The organism is Pseudomonas frederiksbergensis, assembly GCF_003732665.1.
In the GTDB taxonomy this organism is placed as follows: Bacteria; Pseudomonadota; Gammaproteobacteria; order Pseudomonadales; family Pseudomonadaceae; genus Aquipseudomonas; species Aquipseudomonas frederiksbergensis_G.
In genome coordinates, this window is sequence record NZ_MOBP01000020.1 from 50234 (window position 1) to 73354 (window position 23121).

General features: G+C 62.4%; 10 protein-coding genes. 5 read left to right on the forward strand and 5 right to left on the reverse strand.

The window, feature by feature from the left end; all coding sequences use genetic code 11:
• Positions 1 to 2 precede the first annotated feature (2 nt).
• Positions 3 to 1793 carry an acyclic terpene utilization AtuA family protein gene (locus BK665_RS26470; protein WP_185076649.1) on the reverse strand — a complete coding sequence of 597 codons (1791 nt, stop codon included), beginning with the start codon at positions 1791 to 1793 and terminating at the stop codon, positions 3 to 5.
• A 190-nt stretch (positions 1794 to 1983) separates the two neighbouring features.
• Here BK665_RS26470 and BK665_RS26475 point away from each other — a divergent pair, with 190 nt between their 5' ends.
• The 3 genes from BK665_RS26475 to BK665_RS26485 all read left to right on the forward strand — a co-directional run bounded on the left by BK665_RS26475 (position 1984) and on the right by BK665_RS26485 (position 4611).
• Positions 1984 to 2610: a TetR/AcrR family transcriptional regulator gene (locus BK665_RS26475; RefSeq protein ID WP_123409490.1), complete on the forward strand. Its 627-nt coding sequence runs from the start codon at positions 1984 to 1986 to the stop codon at positions 2608 to 2610.
• Between the two features lie 92 nt (positions 2611 to 2702).
• Positions 2703 to 3497: a substrate-binding periplasmic protein gene (locus BK665_RS26480; RefSeq protein WP_185076651.1), complete on the forward strand. Its 795-nt coding sequence runs from the start codon at positions 2703 to 2705 to the stop codon at positions 3495 to 3497.
• A gap of 100 nt (positions 3498 to 3597) precedes the next feature.
• Positions 3598 to 4611: a GNAT family N-acetyltransferase gene (locus tag BK665_RS26485; protein WP_123409492.1), complete on the forward strand. Its 1014-nt coding sequence runs from the start codon at positions 3598 to 3600 to the stop codon at positions 4609 to 4611.
• Positions 4612 to 4746: 135 nt separating this feature from the next.
• On the opposite strand, the gene BK665_RS26490 is transcribed toward BK665_RS26485, so the two are convergent.
• A complete protein-coding gene (locus BK665_RS26490; protein WP_054614033.1) occupies positions 4747 to 5295 on the reverse strand; it encodes an RNA polymerase factor sigma-70 in 549 nt (182 codons plus the stop codon).
• Positions 5296 to 5665: 370 nt separating this feature from the next.
• Here BK665_RS26490 and BK665_RS26495 point away from each other — a divergent pair, with 370 nt between their 5' ends.
• Positions 5666 to 18649 (forward strand): non-ribosomal peptide synthetase, encoded by a 12984-nt coding sequence (locus BK665_RS26495; protein WP_123409493.1) that lies wholly within the window; start codon positions 5666 to 5668, stop codon positions 18647 to 18649.
• Positions 18650 to 18820: 171 nt separating this feature from the next.
• Positions 18821 to 19633, forward strand: a complete 813-nt coding sequence (locus BK665_RS26500; RefSeq protein WP_123409494.1) for an alpha/beta fold hydrolase — start codon at positions 18821 to 18823, stop codon at positions 19631 to 19633.
• Positions 19634 to 19760: 127 nt separating this feature from the next.
• Here BK665_RS26500 and dsbG read toward each other — a convergent pair whose 3' ends face one another.
• Genes dsbG through dsbD form a run of 3 tightly spaced genes read right to left on the reverse strand, consistent with a single transcriptional unit; the run spans position 19761 to position 23088 of the window.
• On the reverse strand, positions 19761 to 20531 hold the full coding sequence (dsbG, locus tag BK665_RS26505; protein ID WP_123409495.1) for a thiol:disulfide interchange protein DsbG: 771 nt from the start codon (positions 20529 to 20531) through the stop codon (positions 19761 to 19763).
• Entirely contained in the window at positions 20507 to 21358 is an 852-nt protein-coding gene (locus BK665_RS26510; RefSeq protein ID WP_123409496.1) for a TlpA disulfide reductase family protein, read from the reverse strand. Before BK665_RS26510 ends, dsbG begins: the two co-directional genes overlap by 25 nt.
• Complete coding sequence (gene dsbD, locus BK665_RS26515; RefSeq protein WP_123409497.1) at positions 21358 to 23088, reverse strand: protein-disulfide reductase DsbD; 1731 nt, start codon at positions 23086 to 23088, stop codon at positions 21358 to 21360. Before dsbD ends, BK665_RS26510 begins: the two co-directional genes overlap by 1 nt.
• Between the last annotated feature and the right edge of the window lie 33 nt (positions 23089 to 23121).

Consider the following 23121-nt stretch of genomic DNA (forward strand, 5'->3'; position numbering starts at 1 on the left):
CTCTAGTTGACCTGGTCGGCGATGCGCTGGGGCACCGGAATCTGGATCTCCAGCAGTTGCTGGGCGAAGGCCTTGCCTTGCGGGTCGATCCGCAGGCTGGCCACGCCGCCACCGCCAAGGGCGTTTTCCAGCAGGAAGTTCAAGCTGTGGGTGCCGGGCAAATACCAGCGCTCGACACGGCCGCGAACCGGGTCAAGCACGTGGCTCATCCAGTCGACGATCACCTCCGGCGTCAGCGCTTCGGCGATCCACGGCAGGAACTGCGGCTCCCGCGCCATGACCCCGATGTTGCTGTGATTGCCCTTGTCGCCGGAGCGCGCCACCGCGAGTTTGATCAGAGCCACGCTGGCATCGGCCCGCTCGGCGGGTTTGGGTGGATCGAACGGCACGGGCAAATCAGCGGGGTCGAGTGCATCGAGGGTGGGCAGGGTGCAGGGATGACGCTGGCCGTTCAGCTCAATTTCCAGCGTGCAGGTGGTTTTGTCGATCAGGAACGAGAACAGCCGGATCAGCGGATACACCGTCGGCCGGCCGCCGACGATCCCGGTCAGCCCCGGCGCCATGCCGGTGGCGGCCTGGGCGATTTCCCGGGAGAACACGATCAACGCCTGTTTGCTCGGGTGGCGCACCGCGAGTTTGATCACCACCTCGCGGCTGTCCTGGCGCTGGCCGTGGGGACCGTAGGTGGCCTCGCTGCCGAGCAGTTCGATGTTCACTTCGCTGTAGGGTGCCCAGCCGCGCTGGCTGAAGATTTCCGAGGTCTTGTTGATGATCGCTTCGCTGACGCGCCGGGCCTTGTCCACCGCGTCGATGCCGGTGATCAGGCAACTGGCGGTGCAGCGGAAACCGTCGGGGTAAGTGGCGCTGACCTTGTACTGATCGGTCGGCGGCAAGCCTTTGGCGCCGTGGACCTGCACCGCATGCTTACCCTGTTGCTGAAGTTTGACCTGGCTGAAATCGCAGACCACATCCGGCAGCAAATAGGCCCGGGGGTCGCCGATTTCATAAAGCATCTGCTCGCCGACTGTCAGGGGCGTGACCAGTCCGCCGGAGCCTTCGGGTTTGCTGACGATGAACTGACTGTCGGCGCTGACTTCGACGATGGGAAAACCGATGTGCTCGTAGTCGGGCACCTCGCGCCAATCGGTGAAATTGCCGCCGGTGCACTGGGCGCCACATTCGATGATGTGCCCGGCCAGCGCGGCCTGGGCCAGTTTGTCATAGTCCTGCCACGACCAGCCGAACTCGTGCACCAGCGCGGCGCTGACCACGGCGCTGTCGACCACCCGCCCGGTGATCACGATGTCCGCTCCCAGGCGCAGGGCTTCGACGATGCCCGGCGCGCCGAGATAAGCATTGGTGGACACGCATATCGGCGGCAAGGGCGTGCCGCTGAACATTTCGTGGAGGCCCTGGCTGGCGAGTTGTTTGAACTGCGGTTGCAGGTCATCCCCCAGCAACACGGCAATCTTCAGCGCCACCCCGGCCTTGTCGCACGCCGCTTGCAGGGCAGTGGCGCAGGCGTGCGGGTTGACGCCGCCGGCGTTGCTGATGACGCGGATCTTCTGTTCGGCGAGTTGTGGCAGCAGGGGACTGAGGACTTCGATGAAGTCGCTGGCGTAGCCGGCCTGGGGATCTTTCATCCGGGCGCCGGCCATGATCGACATTGTGATCTCGGCCAGGTAATCGAACACCAGATAGTCCAGGTGCCCGCCCTGCACCAACTGCGCGGCGGCGGTGCAGGTGTCGCCCCAGAAGGCACTGGCGCAACCGATGCGGATTGTTTTTGGCACAGTCAACTCCATGCTCAGCTCCGACAGAAGTGCCCCGAGACTACCAAGCAAGCGCTTGGTTTGTAAACGCCTGAAATATCTTCGCCCCAAGCGCTTGCTTGGTCGCCCCGGCCAGCTTAAATTGCCCGCGCAACCCCGTTGTTTTGGCGGCGAGCGGCGCATTTGATTGATCGACTGTAGGAGAGAACGGGTGGACGAGCAAAAAGCCCTGAGGGTGATGCGCGAATTGGTCGATAACGGCCAATTGACCGACCCGGACAGTGCCCGTGGCAAACTGCTGCAAGTGGCGGCTCACTTGTTCCGCAACAAAGGCTATGAACGCACCACCGTGCGCGACCTGGCCGGCGCGGTGGGCATTCAGTCGGGCAGTATTTTTCATCACTTCAAAAGCAAGGACGAGATCCTGCGCGCCGTGATGGAAGAAACCATCCGTTACAACACCGCATTGATGCGCGCCGCGCTGACCGAGGCTGGTAGCGTGCGCGAACGGGTGCTGGCGCTGATCCGCTGCGAATTGCAGTCGATCATGGGCGGCAGCGGCGAAGCAATGGCGGTGCTGGTCTACGAATGGCGTTCGCTGTCTGATGACGGGCAAGTCAAGGTGCTGGCCCTGCGGGACATCTATGAAGACATCTGGTTGAAGGTGCTGGGTGAGGCCAAGGAGGCCGGTTTTATCCGCGGTGATGTATTTATTACCCGGCGTTTCCTCACGGGTGCCTTGTCCTGGACCACCACCTGGTTTCGCGCTGGCGGCAGCATGAGCCTTGAGCAATTGGCCGAAGAGGCGTTGATTCTGGTGCTTGAAGAGAAGTCGTGAAGCGCCTATCTGGACAAGAAACTGGCTAAGTAGGCGAAACCGCCTAGCTTGAATGCATTGATGCGTATTTTTTCGGGGAGTGGGTTGTTTTGATGTCTTCGCCAAGTTGGACGGTCTCGCGGCTTTTGCTGGCGGCGCTTGCGGTGCTATGGGTGTTGCCGTCCCAGGCGGCGCAACAGGTTCGGGTCGGTGCCGCGCATTTCCCGCCTTACACGGTGCGCCCCGAGTCCGGCGCCGACACCGGTCTGTTGCCGCAATTGGTCGAAGCGCTGAATCAATTGCAAACCGATTACGAATTCGTGCTGGTGCCCACTTCGATCCCGCGCCGTTTCGGTGATTTCAAGCAAGGCCGGGTGGACATGGCGATCTTCGAGAACCCGGACTGGGGTTGGAAGGAAATTCCCCACACCACCGTCGACATGGGCCTGGAAGACGCCGAGATTTTTGTCGCCCAACGCAAACCCGACCGCCAGCAAAGCTACTTTGCCGATCTCGCGGGCAAGCGCCTGGCCCTGTTCAGTGGCTACCACTACGAATTCGCCAACTTCAACGCCGACCCGAAATTCCTCGCGCAGAATTTCAACGCCACGTTGACCTATTCCCATGACAGCAACTTGCTGATGGTGCTGCGTGACCGTGCGGACATTGCCCTGGTCACGCGCTCCTACTTGAGCGATTACCTGCTGCGCAACGAGAAAGTCGCCGATGAGCTGCTGGTGTCCCAGCGCATCGATCAGGTCTACCACCACTACGCACTGCTCAGCCCCGCCGCGCCGATCAGTGGCCCGGCGTTCAGCAAGTTGCTGCAAGGTTTGCGCGACAACGGCCAGATGCTGAAGATTTTCGAGCCGTACAAGATCGCCGTGGTGCCAGTGCCCAAGCCCTGAACACCTGCCGCAGTTCGCGGATTTAACCCCTTCGCTTAAATTTCCTGGCCCGGCTCACGTCACATCGTTGAACTGTCGACGATTACTGTGAGCCCGACCCATGTCCAATCTGAATGACCTGACTGCCCTGGCCTTGCCGTCAGGGCGCAGTCTTGTAGCCGATGAAACCGAAAGCCGCCTGAGCCTCAGCCTCGAAGGGCAGCCGCTGATCCGTTTGCGCCTGAGCCGCGAGCCGCAGTTGCATATCGAGGTCGAGGAGCGCTTCGGCCTGCCCGCCGGTCAGGCGTTCTGGGCGGCTTGCTATTGGCTGTTTGCCCGCGACCCCGCCTGCCAGCGCCTGACCTGGCGCCTGGGCGAGGCGCCCACCGAAGCCTTGCTCAGCGGTTTGTTGATCCCGACCGAAACCGTCGGCGAGTACCGCTGCGAACGCACGCTGTTCTGGCAATTGCCGCAACCGTGGCTGGGGACGTCGCTGACCGGCAGCTATCCGCAGCAAATGGTCATCAGCGCTGGCAAGCGTCATCCGTTGCGCCCGGCCAAACCGCGCGGCGAAGTCTATCGCCGTTTCGATGCGCGCCTCGGTGCGTGGGTGTCCTTGCGTACGGTGGAAATCGAACAGGATTTGCCGCGCTTCAATCGCTGGCAGAACAGCCCCCGGGTCGCCAGTTTCTGGCAGGAGGAGGGCAGTCTCGAGAAGCATCGGGAATACCTGAGCAAACTCGACACCGATCCGCACACCCTGACCCTGATCGGTTGCTTCGATGATCAGCCGTTTGCGTACTTTGAGGCGTATTGGGCCAAGGAAGATCGCATCGCGCCGTTCTACGACGCCGGCGATTACGACCGTGGCATTCATATGCTGGTGGGCGAAGAGGCGCATCGCGGCCCGCACAAAGTCGCGAGCTGGCTGTCGGCGCTGGTGCATTACCTGTTCCTGGATGATCCGCGCACCCAACGCGTGGTTGCCGAGCCTCGCGCCGACAACGCGAAGATGATCGGGCACATGCACAACCAGTGTTTTCACTGCGAAAAAGAGTTCGACTTCCCGCACAAGCGCGCGGCGTTGATGGTGTTGGGGCGGGAGCGGTTTTTTGATCGGTGCAAATTGGCTTGATGGGGTATGACTCAAGGTTTGCATCGATCTTGAGTCAGCCTTCGCGGGCAAGCCTCGCTCCTACAGGTTTTGCGCCATCCCTGCCATTGTGGTTCGACGCTAAACCTGTAGGAGCGAGGCTTGCCCGCGAAGCTCTTAGCGCCGAGCGAAGGTATCCGCCCGACTGCCCGACACCTTGCGGCAGTGCACCAACGCATCGCGAATCATGAAGTTCACCAGGGTCGGCGAGACGCCGAGTTCCTTGGCGATGTCCTTTTGCGGCACGCCGTGCAGGCGGTACATCTCGAAGGCGTAGCGCGTGCGGCTGGGCAGCTCGGTCAGCGCGTCGGCGATGTGTTCCAGGGTCGAGAAGTTGATGTGCGAGGTTTCCGGCGATGCGCCCTGGATCACCACGTTAAGACCTTCTTCTTCCGGACCCGAATACTTCTGCTCCAGTGCCTGTTTGCGGTAGTGATCGATTGCCAGGTTGCGCACGATCTGGAACAGGTAGCTGAGCTGAGCCTTGAATGAAGAGGTGATCTGCGGCGCCGATTGCAGCCGGAAGAACGCATCTTGCACCACGTCCTCAGCCCGCGACCGGCAGCCAGTAATGCGGGCTGCAATTTTGACCAGAATCAGTCGGTTGTCGACAAAGGCCTGAAGTAGCGGTGAATCGCACCTGCTTGTGGATACTTGTTCCGTCATGGAAATCACCTTGCTGCAAATAGGGTTGCGGGACGACGAAGGGTTCGCAGCCGTCCTACACATCGAACGACAAATTATGTTGAATGATAATGATTGTCAATTGAGAAAGAGAATTAATGCGCCACAAAAGTGCAGAGTGCGAACTGCGACACGCTGTCGCGCCCGTCCCTGTTGGGGTTGAAGCCTGCGGACTAATTATTTCAAGACATCAATCGTTCTCATTGGTGAATGGTTCCGGACACGCTCCGGCCATAACCGCATTCCCAAGCCTTGCGCGGTCGGCGAAGACCGCGCCCTGCACGCCATTTGAATGAGCGTGACGTACGAAAACCGATTCCAACTTGCAAGCCGAATTCAGGCAGGAAACCTCATGACCGACGCGTTCGAACTCCCCAGCACACTGGTCCAAGCCCTCCAGCGCCGTGCGGCCCTGACGCCGGATCGAGTGGCTTTGCGTTTTCTCGCCGAAACCGCGGATCAGACGGTGGTGCTCAGTTATCGCGAACTGGATCAGCGCGCACGAACCATCGCTGGGGCGTTGCAGGCTCAGGCCGGCTTCGGTGATCGCGCAGTGTTGCTGTTTCCCAGCGGCCCGGATTACGTCGCGGCGTTCTTTGGTTGCCTGTATGCGGGCGTGATCGCGGTGCCGGCTTACCCGCCGGAATCGACCAAGCGTCACCACCAGGAACGCTTGCTGTCGATCATCAGCGACGCCGAACCACGTCTGTTGCTGACCAGCGCCGGCCTGCGCGACGCCTTGCAGCAAATCCAAGGCGCACCGCCGTTGCTGTGTGTCGATACCCTCGACCACTCGATGGCCGAGCATTGGGTCTTGCCGAACCTTGAACACGACCACATCGCCTTCCTGCAATACACCTCCGGCTCCACCGCGTTGCCCAAAGGCGTGCAAGTCAGCCACGGCAACCTGGTGGCCAATGAGCTGCTGATCCGTCACGGCTTCGGCATCGACCTGAACCCGGACGACGTGATCGTCAGCTGGTTGCCGCTGTACCACGACATGGGCCTGATCGGCGGTCTGTTGCAGCCGATTTTCAGCGGTGTGCCGTGTGTGTTGATGTCGCCGGCGTATTTCCTTGGCCGGCCGTTGCGCTGGCTCGAAGCGATCAGCGAATACGGCGGCACCATCAGCGGCGGGCCGGACTTCGCTTATCGACTGTGCAGCGAAAGGGTCAGTGAATCGGCGCTGGAACGCCTCGACTTGAGCGGCTGGCGCGTGGCGTATTCCGGCTCCGAGCCGATTCGCCTCGACACCCTCGAACGTTTCGCCGAAAAGTTCGCAAGCTGCGGCTTTACCCCGGACAGTTTCATGGCGTCTTACGGTCTGGCGGAAGCCACGCTGTTCGTCGCCGGCACGCCTCGTGGCCAAGGCATCGGCAATCTGAAAGTGAACGACCAGGCCCTGGCGCAAAACCGCGCCGAAGCGGGCGAGGGCGCGGCGATCATGAGTTGCGGCATCAGTCAGCCGGATCACGCCGTGCTGATCGTCGATCCGCTCGCGCTCACCGAACTGGCTGACAACACCGTCGGCGAAGTCTGGGCCAGCGGGCCGAGCATCGCCCACGGCTACTGGCGCAACCCCGAGGCGAGCGCCAAGACTTTTGTCCAGCACGCCGGCCGCACCTGGCTGCGCACCGGTGACCTGGGCTTCAAGCGTGACGGTGAATTTTTCATCACCGGGCGCCTGAAAGACATGCTGATCGTGCGCGGCCACAACCTCTATCCGCAGGACATCGAGCAAACCGTCGAGCGTGAAGTGGAAGTGGTGCGCAAGGGTCGCGTCGCGGCGTTCGCGGTCAATATCGATGGCCAGGAAGGCATTGGTATCGCCGCGGAAATCAGCCGCAGCGTGCAGAAAATCCTGCCGCCCGACGCGCTGATCAAAGCCATCCGCCAAGCCGTGGCCGAGGCGTATCAGGAAGGGCCGAGCGTGGTGGTGTTGCTCAATCCCGGCGCATTGCCGAAGACCTCCAGCGGCAAACTGCAACGTTCGGCGTGCCGCAATCGCCTGGCGGACGGCAGCCTCGACAGCTACGCGTTGTTTCCTTCGGCAGACGCCGAAAAGGCAACCGCCACGCCATCCGCTTCCGAACTGCAAACCCTGATCGCCAACATCTGGTGCGAACAGCTCAACGTCAAACAGGTCAACGCCGACGATCACTTCTTCCTGCTCGGCGGCAACTCCATCGCCGCCACCCAAGTGGTCGCGCGGTTGCGTGAAGAACTCGGTCTGGAGCTGAACCTGCGCCTGCTGTTCGAAGCGCCGACGTTGGGCGCATTTGCCGCCGCTGTGGCGCAACAGCAACACGACGGCGGTCTTGCCCAAGGCACGATCACCGCGCTGTCGCGCATTGAAGCGATGCCGCAATCCCTGGCACAAAACCGTCTGTGGATCACTTGGCAACTCGACCCCCAGAGCAGCGCCTACAACATTCCCGGCGCCCTGCGCTTGCGCGGTGAGCTGGACGAAGACGCGTTGCGCGCCAGTTTCCAACAGTTGATCGAGCGCCACGAATCCCTGCGCACGCGGTTCTTCGAACGTGACGGCGTGGCCCTGCAACGGGTCGATGCTGCGGGTGAATTCAATCTGCAACTGATCGACATCAGTGACTTGCCCGTCGACAAACGTGAAGTCCGCGCGCAACAAATCCGCGAGGACGAAGCCCACACCCAGTTCGATCTGGAGAAAGGTCCGCTGCTGTGGGTGACCCTGGTGCGCCTCGACGACGAGGACCATCAACTGCTGGTGACGATGCACCACATCATCGCCGACGGCTGGTCGCTGAACGTGCTGATCGACGAGTTTTCGCGCCTGTACGCCGCCGCTTCCCAAGGCCAGAAAGCCACGCTCGCGGCATTGCCGACCCAGTACGCCGATTACGGTAGCTGGCAGCGTCAATGGCTGGCCCAAGGCGAGGGCGAGCGGCAACTGGCCTATTGGAAAAACCAGTTGGGCGATGAGCATCCGGTGCTGAGCCTGGCTACTGATCATCCGCGCTCGGCACATCACGTCCACAGCGCTGCCCGCCACACTGTGCGTCTGGGCGTGAGCCTCAGTGAGGCCATCCGCCAGACCGCCCAGGCCCATGAAGCGACGCCGTTCATGCTGTTGCTGACCGCGTTCCAGAGCCTGCTGCACCGCTACAGCGGCCAGCGCGATATCCGCATCGGCGTGCCGAACGCCAACCGTCCACGCCTGGAAACCCAGGGGCTGATCGGCTTCTTCATCAACACCCAAGTGCTGCGTGCCGACGTTGATTCGCGCCTGCCGTTCGTTGAGCTGCTGGCGCAAACCCGTCAGGCTGCGTTGGGCGCCCAGGCCCATCAGGACCTGCCGTTCGAGCAACTGCTGGAAGCCTTCCCGCAAGCTCGCGAGTCGGGTTTGTTCCAGGTCATGTTCAACCACCAGCAGCGGGACTTGAGCGCCCTGCGCCGCTTGCCGGGGCTGCTCGCCGAAGAGCTGCCGTGGCACAGCCGCGAGGCCAAGTTCGACCTGCAATTGCACAGCGAAGAAGACCGCAACGGACGCTTGAGCCTGTCCTTCGACTACGCCAACGAGTTGTTCGACGTCACCACCATCGAGCGTCTGGCCGAGCACTTCACCAACCTGTTGCGCGAAGTCTGCGAGCAGCCACAGCAGGCCATCGGCGATCTGCAACTGTTAACCTCGGGTGAGCACGATCAACAAGCCTCATGGAGCACCGCCCCATGCACACCGGCCAGCCAATGGTTGCCGGAATTACTCAATGAACAACTGCGCCTGACCCCGGAGCGCACCGCGCTGATCTGGGACGGTGGCCAACTCGATTTCGCCGAACTGCACACCCAATCCAATCGCCTGGCCCATTACCTGCGCGACAAGGGCGTCGGCCCGGATGTGTGCGTGGCCATCGCCGCCGAACGTTCGCCGCAACTGTTGATCGGCTTGCTGGCGATCATCAAGGCCGGTGGTGCCTACGTGCCGCTGGACCCGGATTACCCGGCCGAACGCCTGGCCCACATGCTCAGCGACAGTGGCGTCGAATTACTCCTGACCCAAACCGAATTGCTCGACCGCTTGCCGACCAGCGACGGCGTCAGCGTGATCGCCATGGACGCCTTGCACCTGGAAAACTGGCCGAGCCAGGCACCCGGTCTGCACCTGCATGGCGACAACCTGGCCTACGTGATTTACACCTCGGGTTCCACCGGCCAACCGAAAGGCGTCGGCAACACCCACGCCGCCCTCGCCGAACGTTTGCAATGGATGCAGAACACCTATCGCCTGGACGAAACCGACGTGCTGATGCAAAAAGCGCCGATCAGTTTCGACGTGTCGGTGTGGGAATGCTTCTGGCCGCTGATCACTGGAGCGCGCCTGCTGATTGCCGGTCCCGGCGAACACCGCGATCCCCATCGCATTGCGCAACTGGTTCAGCAATACGGCGTGACCACACTGCACTTCGTCCCGCCACTGTTGGCGCTGTTTATCGAAGAACCGCTGACCAGCGATTGCACCAGCCTGCGCCGGGTGTTCTCCGGTGGTGAAGCCTTGCCCGCCGAGTTGCGCAACCGCGTGCTGGAGCAACTGCCCGCCGTGCAACTGCACAACCGCTACGGCCCGACGGAAACCGCGATCAACGTCACCCATTGGCATTGCACGATGGCTGATGGCGAGCGTTCGCCGATTGGCCGGCCGCTGGGCAACGTGGTTTGCCGCGTGCTCGACAGCGACCTTAACCCGGTGCCGGCCGGTGTGCCGGGTGAGCTGTGCATCAGCGGCATTGGTCTGGCGCGAGGCTACTTGGGTCGTCCGGGCCTGACCGCCGAACGCTTTGTCGTCGATCCACTGGGCGAGAACGGCGCGCGGCTGTACCGCACCGGCGACCGTGCACGCTGGACCGCAGATGGCGTGATCGAATACCTCGGACGCCTCGATCAGCAGGTCAAGTTGCGTGGCTTCCGGGTGGAGCCGGAAGAAATCGAAGCGCGTCTGCTGGCCCAGGACGGCGTTGCCCAAGCCGTGGTGCTGGTGCGCGAAACGGCCGCTGGCGGTCAGTTGATCGGTTACTACACCTCAACCGATTCTTCCGAAGACATTGATGTTCAAACCCAACGTCTGAAAGCCGCGCTGGCCGCCGAGCTGCCGGAATACATGGTCCCGGCGCAGTTGATGCGTCTGGATGAAATGCCCCTCAGCCCAAGCGGCAAACTCGACCGCCGTGCCTTGCCGGAACCGCAATGGCAGGTTCGCGAACATGTCGAACCGGTCACCGCCCTTGAGCAGCAAATCGCCGGTATCTGGCGTGAAGTGCTGGGCCTCAAGCAAATCGGTCTGCGCGATGACTTCTTCGCCCTCGGCGGCCATTCGCTGCTGGCGACACAAATCATCTCCCGCACCCGTCAGGCCTGTGACGTCGAATTGCCCCTGCGTGCGTTGTTCGAAAACAGTGAGCTGGGGGCGTTCGCCGAACAGGTGCGCTTTATCCAGGCCAGCGGCAAAACCAACCAGCAGCCACCCATCGAGAAGGTCGACCGCAGCCAACCGGTGCCGCTGTCCTATTCCCAACAACGGATGTGGTTCCTCTGGCAGATGGAGCCGGACAGCCCGGCCTACAACGTCGGTGGCATGGCGCGGCTGCGCGGGGTGCTGGATGTCGGGCGTTTCGAAGCGGCGCTGCAAGCGTTGATCATCCGCCACGAAACCCTGCGCACCACGTTCCCAAGCATCGATGGCGTGGCCCGGCAACAGGTGCATGCGGATACCGGCATGCGCATGGACTGGAAGGATTTCTCGGCGCTCGACGTCGAATTGCGCGAGCAACGGGTCCAGGCCCTGGCGGATAGCGAAGCCCACACCCCGTTCAATCTGGAAACCGGTCCGCTGCTGCGCGCCTGCCTGGTCAAGACCGCCGAGCAGGAACACTACCTGGTGCTGACCCTGCACCACATCGTCACCGAAGGCTGGGCGATGGACATCTTCGCCCGGGAACTGAGCGCGCTCTACGAAGCCTTCGTCGATGACCGCGAATCGCCGCTGGAAGCGCTGCCGGTGCAGTACCTGGATTACAGCGTCTGGCAGCGCCAGTGGCTGGAGTCCGGCGAGCGTCAACGTCAGCTCGACTACTGGACCGCGCAACTGGGCCGCGAACATCCGTTGCTGGAATTGCCCGGCGACCGTCCGCGTCCGCCGGTGCAAAGCCACCAGGGCGAGCTGTTCCGTTTCGACCTCAGCGACGACCTCGCGGCACGGGTTCGCGCCTTCAACGCGCAAAACGGCCTGACCCTGTTCATGACCATGACCGCCGCCCTGGCCGTGCTGCTTTACCGCTACAGCGGCCAGACTGACCTGCGCATCGGCGCACCGGTGGCCAACCGTATTCGCCCGGAAAGCGAAGGGCTGATCGGCGCGTTCCTCAACACCCAGGTGTTGCGTTGCCAGCTCGACGGGCAAATGTCCGTCGGCGAATTGTTCGAGCAGGTTCGTCACACTGTGATCGAGGGTCAGTCCCATCAGGACTTGCCATTCGATCATTTGGTGGAAGCCTTGCAGCCACCGCGCAGCGCTGCGTACAACCCGTTGTTCCAAGTGATGTGCAACGTGCAGCGCTGGGAATTCCAGCAGAGCCGCACCCTGGCCGGCATGACCGTCGAGTACCTGGCCAACGATGCTCGGGCGACCAAGTTTGACCTCAACCTGGAAGTCACCGACCTCGACCATCGCCTGGGTTGCTGCCTGACTTACAGCACCGACCTGTTCGATGAACCGCGCATTGCACGGATGGCTGGGCACTGGCGCAACCTGTTGGAAGCGCTGCTCGCCGATCCGCAACAACGCCTCAGCGACTTGCCGTTGCTCGAAACCTCGGAACAGCAAAACCTGCTGGACAGCCTCGGCATCGAACCGGGCGAACATCGTCTGGACCAGTGCATCCATCACCTGTTCAGCGAGCAAGCCCTGGCCCGCAAAGATGCGCCAGCCCTGACCTTTGCCGGTCAAACCCTGAGCTACGCCGAACTCGACAGCCGCGCCAATCGCCTGGCCTGGATGCTGCGCGAGCGTGGTGTCGGCCCACAGGTCCGCGTTGGTCTGGCGCTGGAACGTTCGCTGGAAATGGTCATCGGCCTGCTGGCGATCCTCAAGGCCGGTGGCGCTTACGTGCCGCTGGACCCGGAATACCCGCTCGATCGCCTGCATTACATGATCGAAGACAGCGGCATCGGTCTGCTGCTCAGTGACAAAGCCATGTTCAACGCCCTCGGTGAATTGCCCGCGACCGTGGCCCGCTGGTGCCTGGAAGACGATGCCGCCGAACTGGCCAACTACCCGGCCACCGAGCTGCCGTTTATCAGCCTGCCGCAGCATCAGGCGTACCTGATTTACACCTCTGGCTCCACCGGCAAACCGAAAGGCGTGGTGGTGTCCCACGGCGAAATCGCCATGCATTGCCAGGCTGTGATCGAGCGCTTCGGCATGCGTCCCGACGACTGCGAACTGCACTTCTATTCGATCAACTTCGACGCCGCCACCGAACGTTTGCTGGTGCCGCTGTTGAGTGGTGCGCAGGTGGTGTTGCGTGCTCAAGGGCAGTGGGACGCTGAAGAAATCTGCGACCTGATTCGCCAGCATCAGATCAACATCCTCGGCTTCACTCCGAGCTACGGCAGCCAGTTGGCGCAGTGGCTGGCGACCCAGGGCGAAACCCTGCCGGTGCGCATGATCATTACCGGCGGCGAAGCCCTGACCGGCGAACACCTGTCGCGGATTCGCGCAGCGTTCACACCGAGCCTGTTCTTTAACGCCTACGGCCCGACCGAAACCGTGGTCATGCCGCTGGCCAGTCTGGCGCCGGAAGTGTTGGATGAAGGCCTGGGCAGCGTGCCGATAGGCAGCGTGATCGGCGCCCGCGTGGCCTACATCCTCGACGCCGATCTGGCGTTGGTGCCCCAAGGCGCGACCGGCGAGTTGTACGTCGGCGGCGCCGGCCTGGCCCAGGGTTATCACGAGCGGGCGGGGATGACGGCGGAGCGCTTTGTGGCGGATCCGTTTGCCAGCAATGGCGGGCGTATCTACCGGACCGGCGACCTGGTGCGTCAGCGCGCCGATGGTTTGGTGGAATACCTTGGGCGCATCGACCATCAAGTGAAAATCCGTGGTTTCCGCATCGAGTTGGGTGAGATCGAAACCCGTCTGCTTGAACACAAATCCATCCGTGAAGCGGTGGTGCTGGCGCTGGATGCGCCGAGCGGTAAACAACTGGTCGGCTACCTCGTTACCGACGTCGCCGAACAGGACGAAGCACAGCAATCCGCCCTGCGCGAAGCCCTGAAGGCTCACCTCAAATCCCAACTGCCGGACTACATGGTGCCGACGCACCTGATCCTGCTGGCCAGCATGCCGCTGACCGCCAACGGCAAACTCGACCGCCGCGCACTGCCGGCGCCGGACCCGGAACTGAACCGCCAGCACTACGTGGCGCCGAGCAATGAACTGGAGCTGACCCTGGCTGGCATCTGGTGCGAAGTGCTGAACGTCGCTCAAGTCGGCCTCAACGACAACTTCTTCGAGCTGGGCGGCGATTCGATTCTGTCGATCCAGGTGGTCAGCCGCGCACGGCAGCAGGGCATTCACTTCAGCCCTCGCGACCTGTTCCAGCACCAGACCGTGCAGACCCTCGCCGCTGTCGCGACCCGCACCGAGCAGGTCAGCGCCGAGCAAGGTCTGCTGGTTGGCGAGTCGGGTTTGACACCGATCCAGCACTGGTTCTTCGACACCGACATTCCTGAGCGTCAGCACTGGAACCAGGCGTTGCTGTTGGAGCCGACTGTTGCGCTGGACCCCCATCGCCTGGAGCAAGCGCTGCTGGCGGTGATCGAGCAGCACGACGCCTTGCGCCTGCGCTTCACTCAAACCGAGGCGCAATGGCACGCCGAGCACCAGGCGATCAACGACACCCCGGTGCTGTGGCAGGTGCGCGTTGCGTCCATGGACAAGTGCACTGCGCTGTTCGCCGATGCCCAACGCAGTCTCGACCTCGAACAAGGCCCGTTGATCCGTGCGCTGCTGGTCGATGGTCCGGAAGGTCAGCAACGCTTGTTCATCGCCATTCACCACTTGGTGGTGGACGGGGTTTCCTGGCGGGTGCTGCTGGACGATCTGCAAACGGTCTACCGTCAACTGGATGCCGAGCAATCGGTGAAGCTGCCGGCCAAAACCAGCGCCTTCAAGGACTGGACCGCACGTTTGCAAGCCTATGCCGGCAGCGAATCCCTGCGCGAAGAGCTGGACTGGTGGCAGTCGCAACTGGCCGGGTCAAGCGCCGATTTGCCGTGTGATCGTCCGCAAGGTGGGCAGCAGAATCGGCATGCGCAAACCGTCAGCGTACGCCTGGATGCCGAGCGCACCCGGCAATTGCTGCAACAGGCGCCGAGCGCGTATCGCACCCAGGTCAACGACCTGCTGCTGACTGCGCTGGCCCGCGTGATGTGCCGCTGGAGCGGCCACGAATCGGCGTTGATTCAACTCGAAGGCCACGGCCGCGAAACCCTGTTCGACGAGATCGACCTGACCCGCACCGTGGGGTGGTTCACCAGCGCTTATCCGCTGCGCCTGGTGCCAGCGGCGGAGCAGGGCGCCTCGATCAAAGCGATCAAGGAACAACTGCGCGCCGTGCCGCACAAAGGTTTGGGTTATGGCGTGTTGCGCTACCTCGCCGATGACCTGTGTCGCCAGACCATGGCCGCGTTGCCGGTGGCGCCGATCACCTTTAACTACCTCGGCCAGTTCGACCAGAGCTTCGGCGCGGACGCGTTGTTCCGGCCCCTCGATGAACCGGTCGATGCGGCCCACGATCCCCATGCGCCGCTGCCGAATGAGCTGAGCGTCGACAGTCAGGTCTACGGCGGCGAACTGGTGCTGCGCTGGACCTTCAGCGCCGAACGCTACGAGCCGCAGACCATCAGCGACTTGGCGGACGCCTACCTGGGCGAGCTGCAAAGCCTGATCGAGCACTGCCTGCAAGACGACGCTGGAGGCCTGACACCTTCGGACTTCCCGTTGGCCAAGCTCACTCAGCCGCAACTCGACGCACTGCCGATCCCGGCCGCCGTGATCGAAGACGTCTACCCGCTGACCCCGATGCAGGAAGGCATGCTGCTGCACACCTTGCTGGAACCGGGCACCGGCCTCTACTACATGCAGGATCGCTACCGCATCAACAGCGAACTCGACCCCGAGCGTTTTGCCCAGGCCTGGCAAGCGGTGATCGCCCGTCATGAAGCCTTGCGCGCCTCGTTCTGCTGGAACGTCGGCGAAGACATGTTGCAGGTTATCCACAAACCGGGCAGCACGCCGATCGAGTATCTGGATTGGACTGCCGTCGCCGAAACCGAGCAAGAACCGAAACTGCAAACGCTGCTGAAAACCGAGCGTGAAGCCGGGTTCGATCTGCTCAATCAGGCGCCGTTCCACCTGCGTCTGATCAAGGTTGGCGCGGCGCGCTACTGGTTCATGATGAGCAACCACCACATCCTGATCGATGCCTGGTGCCGCTCGCTGCTGATGAACGATTTCTTTGAAATCTACATGGCTCTGGGCGAAGGCCGGGACGCGCAATTGGCCGTGCCGCCGCGTTATCGTGATTACATTGGCTGGCTGCAACGCCAGAGCCTGGCCGAGGCGCGGCAGTGGTGGAAAACCAACCTGCAAGGCTTCGAGCGCACCACGCCGATCCCGAGCGACCGCCCGTTCCTGCGCGAACATGCGGGCGACAGCGGCGGCATGATCGTCGGCGACCGCTACACCCGACTCGATGCCCGTGACGGTGCGCAACTGCGTGAACTGGCCCAGGCCCATCAACTGACCATCAACACCTTCGCCCAAGCGGCGTGGGCCCTGGTGCTGCGGCGCTTGAGCGGTGATCGCGACGTGCTGTTTGGCGTCACGGTGGCCGGGCGTCCGGTGGAAATGCCGGAGATGCAACGCACCGTCGGGCTGTTTATCAACAGCATCGCGCTGCGGGTGAAAATGCCCGAAGACGACCAGCGTGTCAGCGTGCGTCAGTGGCTCAGCGGTTTGCTCGACAGCAACATGCAGCTGCGCGAGTACGAATACCTGCCGCTGGTGACCATTCAGGAAAACAGCGAATTGCCCAAAGGCCAGCCGTTGTTCGACAGCCTGTTCGTGTTCGAAAACGCCCCGGTGGAAGTCTCGGTGCTGGACCGTGCGCAAAGCCTCAACGCCACCTCGGATTCGGGCCGCACCCACACCAACTTCCCGCTGACGGCGGTGTGCTATCCGGGGGATGACCTCGGGTTGCACCTGTCCTACGACCAGCGTTATTTCGACGAATCCACGGTCGAGCGCATGCTCGGCGAGTTCAAGCGTTTGCTGCTGGCCTTGGTCGAAGGTTTCCATGGCGACATGGCCGACTTGCCGCTGCTGGGCGCCGAGGAGCAGGACTTCCTGGTCCATGGCTGCAATCAGAGCGAACACGACTACCCGTTGGAAAAAAGCTACGTCGAGCTGTTCGAAGCCCAGGTCGCCCAGCACCCGCAGCGCATCGCCGCCAGTTGCCTCGACCGCTTGCACAGCTACGTCGATCTGAACCAGCGCAGCAACCGCCTCGGTCATGCGTTGATCGCGGCGGGTGTCGGGCTCGATCAACCGGTGGCGTTGCTGGCGGAACGTAATCTCGATCTGCTGGGTATGATCATCGGCAGCTTCAAGGCTGGCGCCGGTTACCTGCCGTTGGACCCGGGCCTGCCGAGTCAGCGTCTGAGCCGGATCATCGACTTGAGCCGCACGCCGTTGCTGGTTTGCACCCAAGCTTGCCGTGAACAAGCGGTGGCGTTGCTGGAGGAGTTCGGTTGCGCCCATCGGCCGAAGTTGTTGGTTTGGGAAGAGGTGCAAGCGAGTGATACGTCGGTGCAAAACCCGGGCATCTACAGCGCCCCGGATAACCTGGCCTACGTGATCTACACCTCGGGTTCCACCGGGTTGCCGAAAGGCGTGATGGTGGAACAGCGCGGCATGCTCAATAACCAGTTGAGCAAAGTGCCGTATTTGAACCTGAGCGCCGCCGATGTGATCGCGCAAACCGCTTCGCAGAGCTTCGATATTTCGGTCTGGCAGTTCCTCGCCGCACCGCTGTTCGGGGCGCGGGTGGACATTGTGCCGAACACCATCGCCCACGATCCGCAGGGCTTGCTGGCCCACGTGCAGAGCCAGGGCATCACCGTGCTGGAAAGCGTGCCGTCGTTGATCCAGGGCATGCTCGCCCAGGAGCGTATGAGCCTCGACGGCTTGCGCTGGATGCTGCCGACCGGTGAAGCGATGCCGCCGGAACTGGCGCACCAATGGCTGCTGCGCTACCCGGACATCGGGCTGGTCAACGCCTATGGCCCGGCCGAATGCTCGGACGACGTGGCGTTCTTCCGTGTCGACATGGCCTCGACCCGCGGCAGCTATTTGCCGATTGGTACGCCGACCGACAACAACCGTTTGTACCTGCTCGATGGCGCACTGGAACTGGTGCCGCTGGGGGCGGTGGGTGAGTTGTGTGTCGCCGGCACCGGTGTTGGTCGCGGTTACGTCAGCGATCCGCTGCGCACCGCCCAGGTGTTTGTGCCGAACCCGTTCGGTGAGCCGGGAGATCGTCTGTATCGCACTGGCGACCTGGCCCGTCGGCGCAGTGACGGCGTGCTGGAATACGTTGGCCGGATTGACCATCAAGTGAAGATTCGCGGCTACCGCATCGAGTTGGGGGAAATCGAGGCACGTCTGCACGAACAACCGGAAGTCCGTGACGCAGCGGTCGGCGTGCAGGAAGGCGTCAACGGCAAGCACTTGGTGGGTTATCTGGTGGCGGCGGATTCGGCGCTCAACCCGAGCGAACGACTGGAGCGCATCAAGCAACGCCTGCGCGCCGAGCTACCGGAATACATGGTGCCACTGCACTGGTTGTGGCTCGACAAATTGCCGCTCAATGCCAACGGCAAACTGGATCGCAAGGCCCTGCCGGCGCTGGAGATCGGTCAGTTGCAGAGCCAGGACTACCTGGCGCCGCGCAATGAACTGGAACAGACCCTGGCGGATATCTGGGCCGAGGTGTTGAAGGTCGAGCAGGTCGGCGTGCGCGACAACTTCTTCGAACTGGGCGGGCATTCGCTGCTGGCGACACAGATTGCCTCGCGGGTGCAAAAAGCCCTGCAACGCAACGTGCCGCTGCGGGCGATGTTCGAGTGCAGTTCGGTGGAGGAGTTGGCGCAGTACATCGAGGGCTTGGCGGCGAGTGATATCACCGAGGAGAAGGTGGATCGGTTGAATGACCTGATGGCGGAGTTGGAGGGGTTTTGATTCTTTAGCGTCTGTAAGGGCCTCTTCGCGAGCAAGCCCGCTCCCACATTGGAACGCGTTCCCCTGTGGGAGCGGGCTTGCTCGCGAAAGGGCCGTAACAGCCACAGCAAGGTTGACTGCCAGGCCACACCAGCCCAGTCTTCCTCCTCCATTTTGGTGAGGAGACAGCTAATGCCCTTCGCAACAATAGACGGACAACCCCTGCACTACACCGACCAAGGCACCGGCCCCGCCGTGCTGCTGGCGGGCAGTTACCTGTGGGACCAGGCCATGTGGGCACCGCAGATTGCCGCGTTGTCCCAGCATTACCGGGTGATTGCCCTGGACCTCTGGGGCCACGGTCAATCCGCAAAACTCCCCGAAGGCACCACGTCCCTGGATGACATCGCGCGCCAGGCCCTGGCATTGCTCGATCATCTGGACATCGACCGCGTCACCCTGGTCGGGTTGTCGGTCGGCGGCATGTGGGGCGTGCGCCTGGCGCTGTCGGCACCGCAACGGCTCAACGGCCTGGTGCTGATGGACACCTACGTCGGCGTCGAGCCGGAACCGACTCGCCAATACTATTTCTCGCTGTTCAAACAGATTGAAGACAGCGGCGTGATCGCCCCGCAGTTGCTGGACATCGTGGTGCCGATCTTCTTCCGGCCGGGCATCGATCCGCAGTCGGCGCTGTATCAGGATTTCCGCGCAGCATTGGCAGCGCTGCCAGCGGAGCGTCTGCGCGAGAGCATCGTGCCGATGGGGCGGATTACCTTTGGACGGGATGATCTGTTGCCGCGTCTGGGTGAGTTGAATCCTGACACCACCTTGGTGATGTGTGGCGATCAGGACAAACCGCGTCCGCCGAGCGAGGCTCGGGAAATGGCTGAGTTGATTGGTTGTTCGTGTGTGCTGGTGCCGGAGGCGGGGCATATCTCCAATCTGGAGAGTGCGGGGTTTGTCACTGAGGCGTTGTTGAAGTTTTTGGCTGAAAGGAATTAGCCGACTGTTCAAGATCGTTCCCACGCTCTGCGTGGGAATGCCGCCCGGGACGCTCCGCGTCCCTTCGCAGGCGTGACGCAGAGCGTCACAGGATGCATTCCCACGCAGAGCGTGGGAACGATCAAAACTACTTCGGCCCAAGAATCTTCAACAACTTGTCCGGCGACGGCGCGCCTTGCTGTTGCTGCAACTCGCCCTTGTCGTCCATGTAGAAAATCGCCGGGGTTGCCTGCAGCTCCAGGTCTTCCATCAACTGCATGTTCGCCGCCAGTTTCGCCTGGATCGCCGGGGGGACGTCCTTCATGGCTTTGAGCGAACTTTGCTTGCCGGACTTCTCGTGGTCTTCCAGGGCTTTGCTCGGGTCTTTGGCCGCCAGCAGCGCGGCGGATTTGCCGGGGCTGTCTTCGCGGATGATGCCGACCATGATGTGGCGCAACTGCACCTTGCCGGACTTGACCCACGGCCGCGCCTGTTCCCAGAACATGTTGCAGTAAGGGCAGTTCGGGTCGCTGAACAGGTAGACGACACGCGGGGCGTCCTTGTTGCCGTCGCCGATCCAGTTGCTCGCTTCCATCTTGCCCCAGACTTCCTTGGACATCGGCGCGTACACCAGTTTCTGCAACGGTGCGCTGCTCAGGTCATTGCCGTCGGCGTCGTACAGGTTGCCGAGCAAGACGTGCTTGCCATCCGGGGTCAGGTACAGCGCCATGCCACGGTTCTGGTATTGCGCCGCATAGCCGCGCAAACCGTCTGGCGCATCGAACTGGCCGACGATTTTTGCGCCCTTGGCTTCGATCTTCTTGATCGCCTCGGGCAGTTCTTCAACAGCCTGCGCCGACGGCAGGTGCAGCAGGGCTGCGCCCAGGGTCAGCGTCAGCAGGTGGCGGAGGCGGGGCATGGCAATTTCCTTGTGGCGGGAGTGGGGGCGTCGAAGTTTTCCAGGGCGCGGGCCAGGCTGGCTTCGGACAATTCGCCCAGATGGCTGCCCAGCAGGCGACCGTCGTTGCTATAGAACAGCGTAGTCGGCAATGCCATGGACCCGACCGCTTGACCCAAGCGGCCACTGCCGTCGAACAACACGTTGGACAGGCTCAGGCCCTGGGTTTCCAGGAAGGTACTGACGCTTTGCATGCTCTCAGCCTGGTTGACGAACAGGAAGGTCAGGTCCGGGCGCTGTTGCTGGGCGTTTTCCAGCACCGGCATCTCCCGGCGACATGGCGGGCACCAGGTGGCCCAGAGGTTGATCACCAGCGGGCCGCCCTGATAGTCGGCCAGTTGCACGGTTTCTCCGGCGGCGTTGCGCAAGGTGATGTCCGGCAGGCGCGTGCCTTGTTCGTAGATACTCAGGGAGAAGGTCGCCAGCAGCCAAAACAACAGGCCAGTGCCCACCCCAAAACCCAGTGGCCGACGCAACCCCGGTCGACGCCAGCCGCGATACAACGCCGCGAGCACCAGCACGATCACGCCGGGCCAGGCGAGAAAACCGCCATCGCGCAGGTCGATGATCTGCCACGGATCGTTGCGATACTGCGCCCAATAGGCGATCACGAAACTGACCCGCGCCGCCAGCAGGCCCAGCAGGAACAGGCTGAACAGCACCGACTCGGGGTTCTCGCCGCCACGCTTGGCCACCCGCCAGCCAACGAATGTAGCCAGCGCCAGGGCACTGATCAGCAGCAGGTGGTTAAGCGCGATGGCAAAGGTGCCGAGGGTAAAGGTCAGCATTAACGGGCTTCTCGGGTAGTGTTCCAGCGTTGCAGGAAAGTCTCGGCATCCACCTCGCCGGTGATGCGCTGGCTGCGGCGCTCGCTGCCATCGGCATCGATCCACAACAGGCTTGGCGGTCCCGGCACTTTATAGCGGCCGAGTAGCTCGCGGCTGGCGGCATTGTCGGCGGTGACGTCCAGCCGTAGCAAGCGCACGTCTTTTAATGCATCCAATACCTGCGGCTTGGCGAAAACCTGTTTTTCCATGACCTTGCACGCCACGCACCAGTCGGCGTAGTAATCCAGCAGCACCCACTGGCCTTGAGCCTGGGCGGCGTCGAGTTCCCGTTGCAGGGCGGCGGGATCTTTAATCGTCGTGAAAGCGTCGTGGCCGACGGTTGCACCGGATGGGCGAGCCGCGCTGTAGACCTGCAACGGCTTGAACAAGTCATCACTGCCACCCGCCGCACCGACCATCAGCAGACTGCCCCACACGCCGAGCAGCAGTGAACTGGCGCCAAACACCTGGGCCACTCGACCGAAACCTTCCGATTGCTTCCAGGCGCTGTAGGCCGCGATCAGCAACAGCGCACCGCACAGGCCGACCCACAACGATTGATCCAGCACCGGCCGCAACATCAGCAGCGCGGTGGCGAGGAACAGGAAACCGAACACGCCTTTGAGCAGGTTCATCCAGGCACCGGGCTTGGGCAGGAACCGGTTGCCGACGGTCACCAGCAACAGCAGCGGGATGCCCATGCCGATGCCCATGGCAAACAGAATCAGCCCACCGTGCAGCGCGTTGCCGCTCTGGGCGATGTAGAGCAGGGCGCCGGCCAGGGGCGCGGTCATGCACGGGCCGACCAACAGACCGGACAAGGCTCCGAGCACGCCAGCACCGATCAGGCTGCCGCCGCGTTGATTGCGCGAGACGTTTTCCAGTCGATCACGTAGCGCCACTGGCAATTGCAATTCGAAGAAGCCGAACATCGGCAACGCCAGCAGCACGAACACCGCCGCAAAACTGCCGAGCAACCACGGATTTTGCAGCAACGCCTGGAGGTTCGCTCCCAGCAACGACGCCAAAACCCCCATCGCCGCATACACCAGCGCCATGCAAATCACATAACTGCTGGCCAAGGCGAAACCGCGCTTTGGCGTGGCGCCGCTGCCGACGATCAGACCGGCGAGGATCGGCAGCATCGGCAGGGTGCAAGGAGTAAATGCCAGCAACAGCCCAAGGCCGAAGAACACCAACAGGCTCCAGCCCAGCGCCCGCTGTTGCAGGTTGCTGGCCAAGGCTTGATCCGGTGCCTCATTGGTCGCTGTGGTTGGCGCAGCGCCCCCCAGGTCGACCACTTGGGTTTGCGGCGGATAACACAGGCCCGCATCGGCACAGCCCTGGAAACCGACCTTGATCTGGCCAGTGGCCTCGGCCGGGATTTTCAGCTCCAGGCCTTGGCGATAGACCGGTTGTTCACCGAAGAACTCATCACTGTGGGACTCGCCCTCAGGCAAAACAGGCATGTTTTGCGGGGCCAGGCCATCGAATTTCAGACGCTTCTGATACAGGTAATAGCCGTCGGCAATCTGCCAGAACAGCTGGGTTTCACCGCTTTCCAGACGTTCGGAGGTAAAGATGAACGCTTTCGCCACAGGGAGAAATTCAGGTTTGGTGTCGAACGGATTCGAGCCTGCGTGGGCGATACCCGAGAGCAAGAGAATAAAGAGTAAGAAAAAACGCCGCATGAGCCATCCAGTGCCGGTACAAGTCAGGGCAAG

Coding starts and splice junctions, on each gene's coding strand:
- BK665_RS26480 (WP_185076651.1), top strand. CDS start 2,703: ATGTCTTCGCCAAGTTGGACGGTCTCGCGGCTTTTGCTGGCGGCGCTT.
- BK665_RS26485 (WP_123409492.1), top strand. CDS start 3,598: ATGTCCAATCTGAATGACCTGACTGCCCTGGCCTTGCCGTCAGGGCGC.
- BK665_RS26490 (WP_054614033.1), bottom strand. CDS start 5,295: ATGACGGAACAAGTATCCACAAGCAGGTGCGATTCACCGCTACTTCAG.
- BK665_RS26495 (WP_123409493.1), top strand. CDS start 5,666: ATGACCGACGCGTTCGAACTCCCCAGCACACTGGTCCAAGCCCTCCAG.
- BK665_RS26500 (WP_123409494.1), top strand. CDS start 18,821: ATGCCCTTCGCAACAATAGACGGACAACCCCTGCACTACACCGACCAA.
- dsbG (WP_123409495.1), bottom strand. CDS start 20,531: ATGCCCCGCCTCCGCCACCTGCTGACGCTGACCCTGGGCGCAGCCCTG.
- BK665_RS26510 (WP_123409496.1), bottom strand. CDS start 21,358: ATGCTGACCTTTACCCTCGGCACCTTTGCCATCGCGCTTAACCACCTG.
- dsbD (WP_123409497.1), bottom strand. CDS start 23,088: ATGCGGCGTTTTTTCTTACTCTTTATTCTCTTGCTCTCGGGTATCGCC.